The sequence below is a fragment of the Streptomyces sp. NPDC059248 genome (assembly GCF_042753905.1).
Taxonomy (GTDB): domain Bacteria; phylum Actinomycetota; class Actinomycetes; order Streptomycetales; family Streptomycetaceae; genus Streptomyces.
In genome coordinates this window covers 1-13,005 of the sequence record NZ_JBHYZV010000082.1, presented here as the reverse complement: position 1 = coordinate 13,005, position 13,005 = coordinate 1, and the positions used below count along the sequence as shown (strand labels likewise).

General features: G+C 72.3%; 12 protein-coding genes and 2 pseudogenes. All 14 read right to left on the bottom strand.

From position 1 onward, the window contains the following. Positions 1 to 128: 128 nt before the first annotated feature. Positions 129 to 686, bottom strand: coding sequence for a TetR/AcrR family transcriptional regulator (locus ACFXG1_RS27480; protein ID WP_384716573.1), 558 nt, complete (start codon positions 684 to 686; stop codon positions 129 to 131). A gap of 72 nt (positions 687 to 758) precedes the next feature. Continuing rightward, a complete protein-coding gene (whiG, locus tag ACFXG1_RS27475; RefSeq protein WP_358825158.1) occupies positions 759 to 1,595 on the bottom strand; it encodes an RNA polymerase sigma factor WhiG in 837 nt (278 codons plus the stop codon). A gap of 319 nt (positions 1,596 to 1,914) precedes the next feature. Then, positions 1,915 to 3,174: a DNA-processing protein DprA gene (dprA, locus tag ACFXG1_RS27470; protein ID WP_384716561.1), complete on the bottom strand. Its 1,260-nt coding sequence runs from the start codon at positions 3,172 to 3,174 to the stop codon at positions 1,915 to 1,917. Then, positions 3,171 to 4,784, bottom strand: a complete 1,614-nt coding sequence (locus ACFXG1_RS27465; RefSeq protein ID WP_384716564.1) for a YifB family Mg chelatase-like AAA ATPase — start codon at positions 4,782 to 4,784, stop codon at positions 3,171 to 3,173. The genes dprA and ACFXG1_RS27465 overlap by 4 nt, the downstream gene beginning before the upstream one ends. Continuing rightward, a complete protein-coding gene (locus ACFXG1_RS27460; RefSeq protein WP_384744991.1) occupies positions 4,784 to 5,146 on the bottom strand; it encodes a YraN family protein in 363 nt (120 codons plus the stop codon). The genes ACFXG1_RS27465 and ACFXG1_RS27460 overlap by 1 nt, the downstream gene beginning before the upstream one ends. Before the next feature lie 249 nt (positions 5,147 to 5,395). Continuing rightward, a complete protein-coding gene (locus ACFXG1_RS27455) occupies positions 5,396 to 5,704 on the bottom strand; it encodes a DUF2469 domain-containing protein (protein ID WP_005311352.1) in 309 nt (102 codons plus the stop codon). Between the two features lie 56 nt (positions 5,705 to 5,760). After that, positions 5,761 to 6,315: an NUDIX hydrolase gene (locus ACFXG1_RS27450; RefSeq protein ID WP_384719638.1), complete on the bottom strand. Its 555-nt coding sequence runs from the start codon at positions 6,313 to 6,315 to the stop codon at positions 5,761 to 5,763. Positions 6,316 to 6,391: 76 nt separating this feature from the next. Then, the gene (lepB, locus tag ACFXG1_RS27445; RefSeq protein WP_384719636.1) at positions 6,392 to 7,153 is read right to left on the bottom strand and encodes a signal peptidase I; all 762 of its coding nucleotides are present in this window, start codon (positions 7,151 to 7,153) and stop codon (positions 6,392 to 6,394) included. Between the two features lie 103 nt (positions 7,154 to 7,256). Continuing rightward, complete coding sequence (gene lepB / locus ACFXG1_RS27440; protein ID WP_384719634.1) at positions 7,257 to 8,306, bottom strand: signal peptidase I; 1,050 nt, start codon at positions 8,304 to 8,306, stop codon at positions 7,257 to 7,259. Between the two features lie 88 nt (positions 8,307 to 8,394). Continuing rightward, positions 8,395 to 9,595, bottom strand: a pseudogene (gene lepB / locus ACFXG1_RS27435) (signal peptidase I); the annotation flags it as partial. Positions 9,596 to 9,761: 166 nt separating this feature from the next. Continuing rightward, positions 9,762 to 10,586, bottom strand: a pseudogene (lepB, locus tag ACFXG1_RS27430) (signal peptidase I); the annotation flags it as partial. Positions 10,587 to 10,675: 89 nt separating this feature from the next. Beyond that, a complete protein-coding gene (gene rplS / locus ACFXG1_RS27425) occupies positions 10,676 to 11,026 on the bottom strand; it encodes a 50S ribosomal protein L19 (protein WP_384722067.1) in 351 nt (116 codons plus the stop codon). Between the two features lie 129 nt (positions 11,027 to 11,155). Then, positions 11,156 to 11,977 carry a tRNA (guanosine(37)-N1)-methyltransferase TrmD gene (trmD, locus tag ACFXG1_RS27420; RefSeq protein ID WP_384722070.1) on the bottom strand — a complete coding sequence of 274 codons (822 nt, stop codon included), beginning with the start codon at positions 11,975 to 11,977 and terminating at the stop codon, positions 11,156 to 11,158. Further along, on the bottom strand, positions 11,977 to 12,615 hold the full coding sequence (gene rimM, locus ACFXG1_RS27415; RefSeq protein WP_384744988.1) for a ribosome maturation factor RimM: 639 nt from the start codon (positions 12,613 to 12,615) through the stop codon (positions 11,977 to 11,979). Before rimM ends, trmD begins: the two co-directional genes overlap by 1 nt. Positions 12,616 to 13,005: the final 390 nt, after the last annotated feature.

The following is a 13,005-nucleotide window of genomic DNA, read 5'->3' as shown; positions in this document are numbered from 1 at the left end:
CCCGACCCCCCCCGGCCCCCCCGCGTCGTGGGGCCCGCCCGCCGGACGATCCTGCGGCGCCCGGGCCTGTAACGGGGGGGGGGGGGGGGGGTGGGGGTGGGGGGGGGGGGGGGAGGGCCCCCGGAGAGTCAGGCGCGGACGCCGTTGAGGGCGAGGGAGACCGCCGCGTCCGCGATGACCGCGGGGTCCTCGGCGGCGCCGAGTTCGATCCGGCGTACCGCGGCGTCGACCACGCCCTGGAGCAGCATCGCGGCGAGCCGGGGCTGGTCGTGGCCGAGTTCGGCGAGGGCTTCGACGATCATGGCGATCAGTCCGCCGTGGGCGGCGCGGATCTTCTCCCGGGCGCGGTCGTCCAGCTCTCCGGCGGAGATGGCGACGACGGCCCGGTGCCGGCGGTCGCCGACCAGGTCGAGCTGGCGGCGCACATACGCCTCGACCTTGCCTTCGGCGGTGTCGGCCAGTTCCATGACGGCCTCGACTTCCGCCGCCCAGACGGGGAAGTCCACGGCGCACAGTTCCTCGACGACGGCGGCGCGGGAGCGGAAGTACTCGTAGACGGACGACCGGGCGAGGCCGGTGCGCTCGGCGAGGGCGGGGAAGGTCAGCGCTTCCGTGCCGCCTTCGGACAGCAAGGAGCGCGCGGCGTCGAGCAGGGCGTCGCGCTGCATGGTCCGGTGCTCGGCCACGGAGGCCGCTCGAATCCTGGGCACGTTCCCACTTTACGGATGCCGCGCAAGGGGGCGGGGTGTTTCAGGGGGTCAGCGCCCTACGTCGGCGAGCTTGGCCCGGAGCTGGAGCACGGATTTTGTGTGGATCTGACTGACTCTGCTCTCGGTGACGCCGAGTACCTGGCCGATCTCGGCGAGGGTGAGGCCCTCGTAGTAGTAGAGGGTGACGACGGTCTTCTCCCGGTCGGGGAGGGTGTTGATGGCACGGGCGAGCAGCCGTCGCAGTTCGCGGTCCTCGGCGACTTCGACGGGGTTGTCGGCCGCGGTGTCCTCAAGGGTGTCCATCAGGCTGAGGCGGTCGCCGCCCTCCCCGCCGACGTGCAGGAGTTCTTCGAGGGCGACGACGTTCGCCAGCGACAACTGGCTGAAAACCGCGTGGAGTTCGTCGATGCCGACTCCCATCTCGGAGGCGACTTCCCCCTCGGTGGGGGTGCGGCGCAGTTGGGCTTCGAGGGTGGCGTAGGCGCGTTCGACGGCGCGGGCCTTCTGGCGGACCGAGCGGGGGATCCAGTCGAGGGCGCGGAGTTCGTCGATCATCGCGCCGCGGATGCGGGTGATCGCGTAGGTCTCGAACTTGATGGACCGCTCGATGTCGAACTTCTCGATGGCGTCGATGAGTCCGAAGATCCCGGAGGAGACGAAGTCCGCCTGTTCGACATTGGACGGCAGCCCGACGCTGACCCGGCCCGCCACATATTTCACCAGGGGCGAGTAGTGGAGGATCAGTTGCTCGCGCAGCCGCTCGTCCCCGGTGGCCTTGTACGACTGCCACAACTCCTCGACCGATGAGGGGGCGGGGGGTCGTGCGGTGCCACGGGCAGCGGGGGGCACTGGCGCGCGATCAGACCCTGGGGTGTGCTGGGGCATGCGTTGCCTTGAGCCGTTCTGCTGTTGAGGGGAGCCTCGGTACGGGGGAGAGGGGGGAGCGGGGGGTGCGAGCGGGGGGTCCGGTGAGTGGTGACGGGGGGTGTCGGGGAGTGGATGCCGAAGCCGGAGGTCCGGAGGTGGTGAGCGTAGCGTGACTGAATGGTCGCGGTGGGCGAAGGCGGGGTGGGCGACCGCGCGCGGAGGATCAGTCGCCCCCTGCCCGGTGTACCGGCGTTGCGACGGCGTACGCCGGTCCCCGGGTGCGGTGGACGGCACCGCAATGGTCGTTCCCATCACCTTTTCACCCGAATGCCCCGGATCACGAACCGCCTCGCCGCGTGTTCGACTCGCGAGACGTCCCTCGGGTCAATTGCCAGCCCTCCCCGCCGCGTTCGACGAACCCCAGCGCGTGGAGTTCGTACAGTCCGGTGAGGGTGTCGTCGGTGCCGGTCCCCGCCGTGCGGGCCAGGTCGGCCGGGCGGGCGGCGCCCCGGGCGGGGAGCGCTTCGAGGATGCGGGTGTTGCGGGGGGTCAGCAGGTCTCTCGGGTGGACGGGCCCGCGCCGGGCGGGGGCCAGTTCGCCGATGGTTCCGACGAGTTCGACGATGTCGTCGGCGTCGGTGACGAGCGTGCCGTCGCCGCGCAGCAGTTCATGGACTCCGGCCGAGAGGGTGCTGGTGGTGGGGCCCGGGACGCCCATGATGTGGCGTCCCAGTTCCCGCGCGCGGCGGGCGGTGACGAGTGAGCCGCTGCGGTACGCGGCCTCGATGACGACGGTGCCGCGGGTGAGGGCGGCGATGACCCGGTTCCTGAGGACGAATCGGCTGCGGGTCGGATGGTCGCCGGGGGCCAGTTCGGCGACGACGAGGCCTTGTTCGGCGATGCGGTGGATCAGTTCGGTGTGTCCGGGCGGGTAGGCGACGTCCACTCCGCAGGCCAGTACGGCGACCGTGGCGCCGCCGGCGGCGAGGGCGCCCCGGTGGGCGGCGCCGTCGATGCCGAAGGCGGCTCCGGAGATCACGACCCAGCCGCGGTGGGCGAGTTCGGCGGCGAGGGTTCCGGCGACATGGGTGCCGTACGGGGTGCAGGCCCGGGCGCCGACGAGGGCGACGGAGCGCAGGGCCCAGGTTCTGAGGTGGGGTGTTCCGCGGGCCCAGAGGCCGATGGGCCGGGTGGGGCCGAGGTCGTCCAGTTGGGTGGGCCATTCGGGGTCGCCGGGGCAGATGAACCGGCCGCCGATGGCGGCGATGGCGGCCAGGTCGTGGTGCGGGTCCGCGGTGGCGGCCCGGGCGCGGTAGCCGACGAGTCTGCGGGGTGTGGCGCCGGGCAGGGGCGGTTCGGCGCGGGTGGCGGGGTCGTCGGGGGCGGTGATCCGGTGGAGGAGTGCGACGGCGCCGTAGTCGGCGAGCCAGCGTCCGGCAAGGGGGTCGCCGGGTTCGACGACGCGGGTGAGTACGGCGCGGGCGAGGCGTTCCGCTTCGTCCCGGCGACCGGTTTCCGGGACGGGACGGTGTGCGGCTTCCGGGTCCCGGCCTGGTGGGGCTTCCGGGTCCTGGCCGGGCGGGGGTTCTGTGGTCATGGTGCGCCGCCTCCGGTGGGGAGGGCGGCGCCGCGGGGTACTCCGGTGCGCAGTTCGAGGGCGAGGGCCACGTCCTCGGGCTGTGGCCGGTCCCGGCCGGTGAGGTCGGCGACGGTCCAGGCGACGCGGAGTACGCGGTCGAGTCCGCGGGCGGTGAGGAGGCCGCGTTCCAGATCGCGTTCGGGTGCGGACAGCGCGCCGGGGGCGAGGGGCCAGCGGGTGCGCAGTTCATGGCCGGGGACTTCGTTGTTCATGGTCCAGGGGGTGTCCCGGAGCCGGTGGGCGGCGCGTTCGCGGGCCTGCCGGACGCGGTCGGCGACGGTGGCGCTTGGTTCGCCCCGGCCGCCTTGTCCGATCAGGTCGGCGCGGTTGACGGGTTCGACGCGGACCCGGAGGTCCACCCGGTCGAGGAGGGGTCCCGAGAGCCGGGACTGGTAGCGGCGGATGATGGCCGGCGGGCATTCGCAGCCGGTGCCGTCGGTGCTGTGTCGGCCGCAGGGGCAGGGGTTGGCGGCGAGGATCATCAGGAAGCGGGCGGGGAGCCGGACGACTCCGCCGCTGCGGGCGACGACGATATAGCCGGATTCCAGTGGCTGGCGAAGCGCGTCGAGGACTTTGACCGGGAATTCGGGCGCTTCGTCCAAGAAGAGGATGCCGCGGTGGGCGAGGGAGACGGCGCCGGGCCGGGGCAGTCCGTTGCCGCCGCCGACGAGGGCGGGCATGGTCGCCGAGTGGTGCGGGGCGCAGTAGGGCGCGGTGCGGACGAGTGGCTGGCCGGCCGGCAGGATCCCCGCGACGGAGTGGACCGCGGTGACTTCCAGGGATTCCTGCCGGGTGAGCGGCGGGAGGATGCCGGTGAGGCGTTCGGCGAGCATGGTCTTCCCCGCGCCGGGCGGTCCGGAGAGCAGGAGGTGGTGTCCGCCCGCGGCGGAGACCTCCAGGGCGGTGCGGGCCGCGCGCTGTCCCGCGACATCGGCGAGGTCGGGGTGGTCGGCGGGGCCGGAGGAGAATCCGGTGCCGATGCCCGCGCCGGGGACCATGAGTCCGGCGAGTATCGGGTCGGGGCCGTCGGTGACGGGCTCTTCCACGGGGACGGGTTCGTCGTTCAGTACGGAGATCAGTTGTCGCAGGCTGCGGATGCCGAGGACGGACACCCCGGGGACGAGGGCCGCTTCCCCGGCGGTCTGTTCGGGGACGATGACCTGGCGGTAGCCGGCTTCGGCGGCGGCGAGGACGGCGGGGAGGACTCCGCGGACCGGTCGGACCCGGCCGTCGAGTCCGAGTTCTCCGATGAGGACGAGGTCGGCGATGGCCTGGGGGTCGACGCGTTCGGCCGCGCCGAGGACGGCGCAGGCGACGGCGAGGTCGAATCCGCTGCCGCCCTTGGGCACGGACGCCGGGCTGAGTCCGACGGTCAGCTTCCGCTGGGGCCACTCGGCGCCCGAGTTGACGACGGCGGCCCTGACGCGGTCGCGGCTCTCGGTGAGGCTCTTGTCGGGGAGTCCGACGAGGGCGAAGGCCGCGAGACCGGGTTCGAGGTCGGCCTGGACTTCCACGACGACGCCTTCGACACCGACGAGAGCGACGGAGCAGGTGCGGGCGAATCCCATCAGGCCACCCCCCGGGCGTGCTCCACGACGGGTGCTCCGCGCCGGGGCAGCAGCACGCCGACGAGGTCGATACGGACGCCGCCCGGTGGTGGTCCGCCGTGCCGTTCCAGCCAGCCTTCGGCGAGGTGCCGCAGCCGGGCGGCCTTGGCGGGCGTGATCGCCGCCATGGGGTGCTCGAAGGGTCCGGCCCTGCGGGTCTTGACCTCGCACACCACGACGGTGTCCCCGTCGCGGGCGACGATGTCGATCTCCCCGGCCCGCCCGTAGCGCCAGTTTCTGGCGAGGACGGTCATCCCGGTCTCGGTGAGCAGTCGTGCGGCGAGCTCTTCGCCGTAGTGTCCCAGTGCCTCGGTCGCGTTCATCTCGGCACCACCTCCTGGTGCCGAGAGTGACGCGACCGCTCCCCCTCTGTGGATCTTGGTGGACAACCGGTCGCTTGTGGAGAACTCCATCACCCGTTCGAGCGATGGAGGCGGCCGACGGGCAGGAGGGCCGCCCGTCCGCAGGTCGTGAGCCCGCAGGCCAACACGGGGAATCCGGAAATCACCGCGGGAATCGCCGAAGACCACGAGGACCGGCCGGCGGCGACGCGGCCCGGCCCGCGCCCCGGATCAGCTGCCGGGCAGTTCGAGATCGCTCTTGTTCAGCTCCTCGATGTTCACGTCCTTGAAGGTGAGGACCCGTACCTGTTTGACGAAGCGGGCCGGGCGGTACATGTCCCACACCCAGGCGTCCGCCATGGAGACCTCGAAGAAGACTTCCCCCTGCACCGAGTGCACCTGCATCTCGTAGTCGTTGGTGAGGTAGAAGCGGCGCTCGGTCTCGATCACGTATTTGAACAGTCCGACGACGTCCCGGTACTCCCGGTAGAGCTTCAGCTCCATCTCGGTCTCGTACTTTTCGAGGTCCTCGGCGCTCATGGCATGTTCCCCTTCAGCCGTGCGTCCCCCCTATTGTGTGCCGGCCACTCCCGCCCCTAGGCGATTTCGGGGTCGAGGACGATCGGCGTCTGCGGGGGACCCTCGTCGAGCAGCGTGCGCAGCAACTCGGCGAGCCTGGTCGGGTACACCGTCTCACGCGTCGCGGACAGTTCGGCGGAGGTCCACCATCTCAAGCCGGTGACGCTGCGCAGTTCCAGCTCGGTCAGGGCGCGCGGACCGGTCGCGGTCTGTTCGGTACGGGCCAGGTAGTACCACTCGTCCTGATTCCACCGGCGTCCGTCGAAGGGGAAGGAGCAGAGCCGCCGCCAGACGACGGGACCGAGCCGGACGTCCGTGATCCCGGTCTCCTCGGCGAGCTCGCGCAGGGCGGCTTCCGCCCGGGTCTCGTCGCGCTCCAGTCCGCCACCGGGGGTGAACCACCAGTCGTCGGCGGGGTCCCCCGGCTGGCAACCGTGGACGAGGAGGATGCGGTCCCGGGGGTCGAGCAGAACGACCCGGGCGACCTTCCGCAGCGCGCCCCCGGCAAAACCGTGGGCGCCACCCGTGACACCGGCACCACCGGCACCATCCGCGCCACCGGTGTCATCCATGCCGTCGGCACCGTCCGTGCCACCGACGCCACCCGTGCCGCCCGTGCCACCTACGCCACCACCCCGGCCGTCCGGATCACCCGGCACCGGTCGCCACCTCCGCCCGCCGTCCGCGCCGCCGGACGACCGCCCGCCGTACCGGCTCGTACAGTCCGCCGCCGAAGACCAGCAGCGCCCCGGCCGCCATGCTCCACAGGATCGGCTTGACCGGCCCCATCGCCGAGATCCCGCCCGGCAGCTCGGCGAAGCCTTCGGGGCGCTCCAGGAAGGCCCCGCTCAGCGGCCACACCACGGCGTCCAGCCGGGCTTCCACGGCCGATCGCGGTACGGATCCGTTGGCGGCGTCCTGGAGGTGCTTCCGGGAGTCGAGGGAGCCGTCCCGCTCGTCGCCGAGCAGAAAGAGCTGGCCGTCGGGGACGGTCGAGCTGAAGGTCGTGGGCGAGGCCTGTCCGCTCGTGCTCAGATACGGTTCGTCGACCGGGGTGCCGTTGACCGTCAGCCGTCCGTTCTCCCCGCAGCAGGCGACCGTGTCGCCGCCGACGCCGACCACCCGTTTCACAATGGGGGTGTCGCCCCAGGCGGCGAGCCGGAAGACCACGATGTCGCCGCGGCGTACGTCGTCGCCGTCGATCCGTTCGGCGAGGACCCGGTCGCCCACCCGTACGGACGGGGTCATCGAGTCCGTCGGGACGAGATAGGGCCGGTACACCAGGGCGCCCCAGACGAAGCTCCCCAGGAAGAGCACACAGCCGACGGCCACGGTCAGCCCCGACAGTCTCGTGCCGAGGCGACCGCGGCCGCCGTTCGATCGTTCGTCGCCCGTCCCTGCTGTTCCCATCCCAGCGCTCCCCCGCTCCAGGAGGTCTCCCGGACGCGCGGTGGTCCCGCGCGTCCGCGCCCCGGGACGGCACCCTACCGGGCGGTATGCCCTCGCGGGCCCGTCATGGCAGCTCGGGAGTCCTGCCCGCGGCCGCCGCCGTCTCCCGGACGGTGGTCTGCCGGGCGGTGTCGCGGGCGATCAGCCGACGCCTGCGCCACAGCACCAGTGGTACGGCTCCGAGCGCGCCCATGGCGAGCGGCGCCGACGAGGTCACCAGCGCGGCGGCCTTGTTCCCGATGCCGGGCTGGTCGTACGTCGAAGGAACGGGCAGGGTCGCCCAGCGGTTCAGGGGCCAGGCGATGACCACGGCCCGCCCGACGACCTTGTCGACGGGGACGAATCCGCCGTTGACGTCCTCGGTGTGGTACCGGGAGTCACGGGAGTTGGAGCGGTGGTCGCCCATGACCCAGATCTTGCCGTCCGGGACCGTCAGCGGGCCGAAGGGCTGGTCGTCGCAGGGGGTGTCACCGGGGAAGATGTACGGCTCGTCGAGCACCTTGCCGTTGACCTTGACCGGGCCGCCCTTCTTGCACTCGATCGTGTCGCCGCCGATCGCGATGGTGCGCTTGATCAGGTCCTTCTCCTCGGCGGACGGCATCAGGCCGATGAAGCTGAGGAACTTCTGGACCGCGTTGGGCTCGGGTGTGGGCTCGCCCTCCAGCCAGCCGCCCGGGTCGTGGAAGACGACGACCTCGCCGCGTTCGGGCTCGGAGCCGAACCACGGGGTCAGCTTGTCCACCAGCACCCGGTCGCCGCGCTGCAGGGTGTTCTGCATCGAGTCCGACGGGATGGAGAACGCCTGCACCAGGAACGTCTTGATCAGCAGCGCCAGCACCAGGGCGATACCGATCAGGATCGGCAGTTCCTTCCAGAAGGACCGCTGGGGCTTGTCGCGCCCCTCGTCGTCTTCGTCGTCCGGCGCGGCGCCGGGCGAGGACTCGTGGCCCCCCGCGGGACCACCCGGACCGGAACCACCGGATCCGCCGCTGCCCCCGGCCCCCTGGCCGCCGCGCGGCGCACCGGGACCGCCGACGGCGCCGGGACCGTCCGGCAGATCGCCGCGCTCCCCGTCACCGTCCTTCACGGACGCCGCCGCGGGGGACGAGGCCACCGGCGACGCGGCGTCCCTGAGGGACGGTGACGCCACGGCGGGCGCGGCCGCCGCGGCAGCCCCAGGGGAACTCGCGGCACCCACGGCACCCGCGGTACCCACGGCCCCGTCGCGCCCCTCGGGCCCGTCCTCCGGCTGCTCGTGTCCGGACTGTGCGTCGACCGCCACGTCCCGCACATCAACTCCTCAGTCTGTGTGAACCGTCCGCCCGTCCACCCCGGAAACCTCCGCAGGACGAGCAGACCCATCACTCCCATAACGAGCGAGAGTTCCGCAGGGCTCGGGAGGAGGACCATTCCTTTGTGGTCCTGGGACGACAGGGTATGCGACCGGTCGGCCGCGACGTCACCATTCGCACTTGCGTTCGGTACGGAGGCGTACGTCTCCCGCCCGTCGAGTTTGCCCCAGTGACGCACCGGCCAGGCGATCACGACCGCCCGTCCGACGACCTCGTCCACCGCGATGGTGCCCTGTTCCGGCTCGCCGAGGTGGGCCCGGGAGTCCGCCGAGTTCGCCCGGTGGTCCCCCATCACGAACAGCCGCCCCGGAGGCACCCTGACCTCGAAGGACTGGGTCGAGGGCACATTTCCCGGGTGGACGTACGACTCGATCAGCGGGACGCCGTTGACGCTCACCCGGCCGTCCTTGTCGCAGCACACGACCGTGTCCCCGCCGACCGCGACGACCCGCTTGATCAGGTCCTGCTCGCCCTCCGACGGGAGCAGTCCGATAAAGGTCAGCCCCTGTTTGATCTGCTTGACGACGACCGGGTCGTCCGCCTCGGGGAGTGCGGCCTCCCCCACGAGCCAGCCGCCGGGGTCCTTGAAGACGACCACGTCGCCCCGTTCCGGTTCGGCGCCGAACCAGGGGGTGAGCTTGTCCACCAGGACCCGGTCGTCAATCCGGATCGTCTGCTCCATCGAACCGGAGGGAATGACGAACGCCTGCACCAGAAATGTCTTGAGCACCAGAGCTATCAACAGCGCCACGGTGATCAGCAGTGGGATCTCCGTCAACGCCGACCTGCGCCGCTTGCGCCGCACCTTGCGGGCCAGCCGACGCCGTTCGGCCCGCCCGCCGGCCGCAACCGGGACGCCGTCCGGGACTGGAACATCGCCCGGAACACCGCCCGGGACACCGCCCGGGACCGGAGCACCGTCCCAAGCCGGAGCACCGACCGAAGCCGTGGAAGAGGCACCGTACTCGCCCCGTCCCCCTTCCACCGGCCGGGTCCCGGTGGGCGGCGGGACGTCCGAACGCTGTCCGGCGGGCCGCCCCCGCCTACCCATGCGGCCGTCCGCCGGCCCCGCCCGCCGTGTCCGGGGCCGCGGAAGCAGCGCCCCCACCGGAGCCCACCGCGTCCCGGGCGGCCGAAGGGGCGTCCCCACCCGGCACCCGGGCTGATACCGGCGCGGACGAAACGCCCGGCAGCGGCCGGTCCGGGGCGTCCGGAGCGGATCCCTCCGGCGCGTCCGGCACCCGCTCGAAGGCGTCCGTACGCCCCAGGGCCCCCCATCGCCCCGCGGGCCAGCCGATCCAGTCGGCCCGCCCGATCACGTTCTCCACCGGGACCATGCCACCGCCCGGGGCGCCCAGATAGTCCCGGGAGTCACGCGAGTCGCTCCGGTGGTCGCCCATCACCCAGAGCCCGCCCGGCGGGACGATGATGTCGAAGGCCACGTCCGACGGCGCGTCACCGGGATACAGATAGTCCTCGTCGACCGCCGCCCCGTTCACCGTGATCCGGCCGTTCCGGTCGCAGCAGACCACCCGGTCGCCGCCCACCCCGACGACCCGCTTGACGAAGTCGGTCGCCGGGGACTCCGCGAGCCCCACGGCCGCGAAGACGCCCCGGACGGTCTCCTGGACGGCATTCCCCGCCGTGTCCTCCCGGACGAAGGAGCCCGACCCGTCGAAGACGATCAGATCGCCGCGTTCCGGTACGTCGCCGGAGCCGTACGCAAGCTTGTTGACCAGCACCCGGTCACCGGGCCGCAGGGTGGGCCGCATGGAGTCGCTGGGGATGTGGAACGGCTGCACCACAAACCGGCTGACCAGCAGGACCACCCCCAGACAGACCACGGCCAGCACGACCGCCCGGCGCCAGGAGACCCCCGAAGGGCCCGAAAGGACGGATACCCGCCGGAACCCCGGAAAACGCGCGGAGCGCGACCCCTCGTCCCCGTCCCCGGCCGTGCCGGGCCCCGCCGTCTCGGCGGAGTCCCCGCTGCCGGGGTGGGATGAGCGGTCGCGCTCCGTGCGTACGTTCTCGGTGTCCATCGCGGACGAGCCTATCCGGCCCCGCTTCGGACCCGTACGGGACATGAGCCCGGGTCCCGCGGCCGCTGAGGGGCCGCAGGTCCGAAGGCTCAGTTGTCGCGCTTCTCCTTGATCTTCGCGGCCTTGCCGCGCAGCTCACGGAGGTAGTACAGCTTCGCGCGGCGGACGTCGCCACGGGTGACCAGCTCGATCTTCTCGAAGATCGGGCTGTGCACCGGGAAGGTCCGCTCGACACCGACGGAGAAGGAGACCTTGCGGACCGTGAAGGTCTCGCTGACACCGGCGCCCTGGCGGCGGATGACGACGCCCTTGAACTGCTGGATGCGGGAGCGGTTGCCCTCGATGACGCGAACGTGGACGTTCACGGTGTCACCGGGACGGAACGCGGGGACGTCGGTCCGCAGGGACGCGGAGTTGAGGGCGTCGAGCACGTGCGACATGTTCGTCTGCTTTCTTCGGCGATGCCACAGGTCATCGACGGGAGAGATGGAGTTCGGGTGGCCGTCGGCGTCGGAGCGGGCGTCGTGTCCCCCTGTGGCAGGGGCGCGCGCCGGACGTACGGCAGCGGCCTATTCTTCCACGGCCCGGGGCCTGCGCCAAAATCGGCCTTCGGGCTCCGGTTCCCAGCCCAGCACGGAGAGGGTCTCCCGGTCCTTGCGGTCGAAGGCGGCGGCGTCGCAGCGCTCCAGCAGATCGGGCCGGTGGGCCGCGGTGCGGCGCAGCGCCTCGTCGCGGCGCCAGCGCGCGACCTTGCCGTGGTGACCGCCGGTGAGGACGTCGGGGACGGTACGCCCCCGCCAGCTCGGCGGCTTGGTGTACACGGGTCCTTCGAGGAGGTTCTCCATCGCGCCGGGCGCGAAGGAGTCGTCCCGGTGGGACTCGGCGTTGCCCAGGACTCCGGGGAGGAGCCGGGCGACGGCCTCGGTGATCACCAGGACGGCGGCCTCGCCGCCCGCGAGGACGTAGTCGCCGATGGAGACCTCGTGGACGGGCATCCGGGTGGCGTACTCGTCCATGACCCGGCGGTCGATGCCCTCGTAACGTGCCGGGGTGAAGATCAGCCACGGCTGCCGGGAGAGGGCGACGGCCGTCTCCTGGGTGAAGGGGCGACCGCTGGGGGTGGGGACGACGAGGACGGGGTCATGGGCCCCGGCCTCGTATCCGTCGGCGAGGGCGGAGTCGAGGGCCTCGCCCCAGGGCTCGGTCTTCATGACCATGCCGGGGCCGCCGCCGTAGGGGGTGTCGTCGACCGTGTTGTGCCGGTCGTACGTCCATCCGCGCAGGTCGTGGACGTGGACATCGAGCCGGCCGCGGGTGCGGGCCTTGCCGACGAGGGAGACGTTCAGCGGTTCCAGATACTCGGGGAAGATCGTGACGACGTCGAGACGCATCACGCCCCGCCCTTCGGGCCGGGACCGGAGGCGTCACCGGACTCTGCGGAACCGGAGGCATCGGCGGCATCAGAGCCGTCGGCATCTTCGCCGGAGCCTTCGGCGTCCCGCGCGGAGGCGATCTCCGCCCGGTCGTCGAGGAGCCCGGGCGGCGGTGCGACGACGATCCGCTGCTCACCGAGGTCGACGGAGACCACGATCTCCTCGACGAACGGGATCATCACCTCGTCGCCGTCGGGTCGCTCCACGATGAACAGGTCCTGCGACGGCAGATGGCTGATCTCGGTGATCCGGCCGACGGGGGTGCCGTCGGCGAGGACGACGTCGAGGTCGACGAGCTGGTGGTCGTAGTACTCGTCCGGGTCGTCGGGGGTCTCTTCCGGGTCGACGTCGGCGATCAGCAGGGTGTTGCGGAGGGCCTCGGCGCCGTTGCGGTCGGTCACGCCCGCGAACCGCAGCAGCAGCCGACCGCTGTGCACCCGGCCGGTGTCGACCGTCAGCGGGCCGATTCCCGCCGGGTCGGTGGTGAGTACGGCTCCGGGGCCGAGCCGCAGCTCGGGCTCGTCGGTCCGTACATCGACGGTGACCTCGCCCCGGATGCCGTGGGCACGGCCGATCCGGGCGACTACCAGCTGCACTTCGTTGCCTCTCCTGCTGTGGTTGGGCCCGGGGTGGTCCCGGGCGCCCGGTCCGGCGTCCACGGGTACTCCGCGTCCGGGACCGGTGTACGGGGCCGGCGTACGGGGCCGGCGTACGGGGAGCCGCGGAGCCGCCGGGCGGTTCCGCGACCCGGAACATCCGCGTCCGTACGTCCACGCTATGCCCGCGGCGCCACCGCTGCGCCCGGACACCGAACACCGCACACCGGGCCATGGGCGGCCCCGACGGGCGGGGGCCCGTGGATACGGCTCGGGCCGGGGGCGGCCGGTCGGCCTCCCCCGGCCCGTGCCGGTGTTCCACTGATGTGAGCGGACCTGGGCCACGTCGAGGAGGTCGGCCCGGATACCAAGGCCGCCGATGGCGCCCAC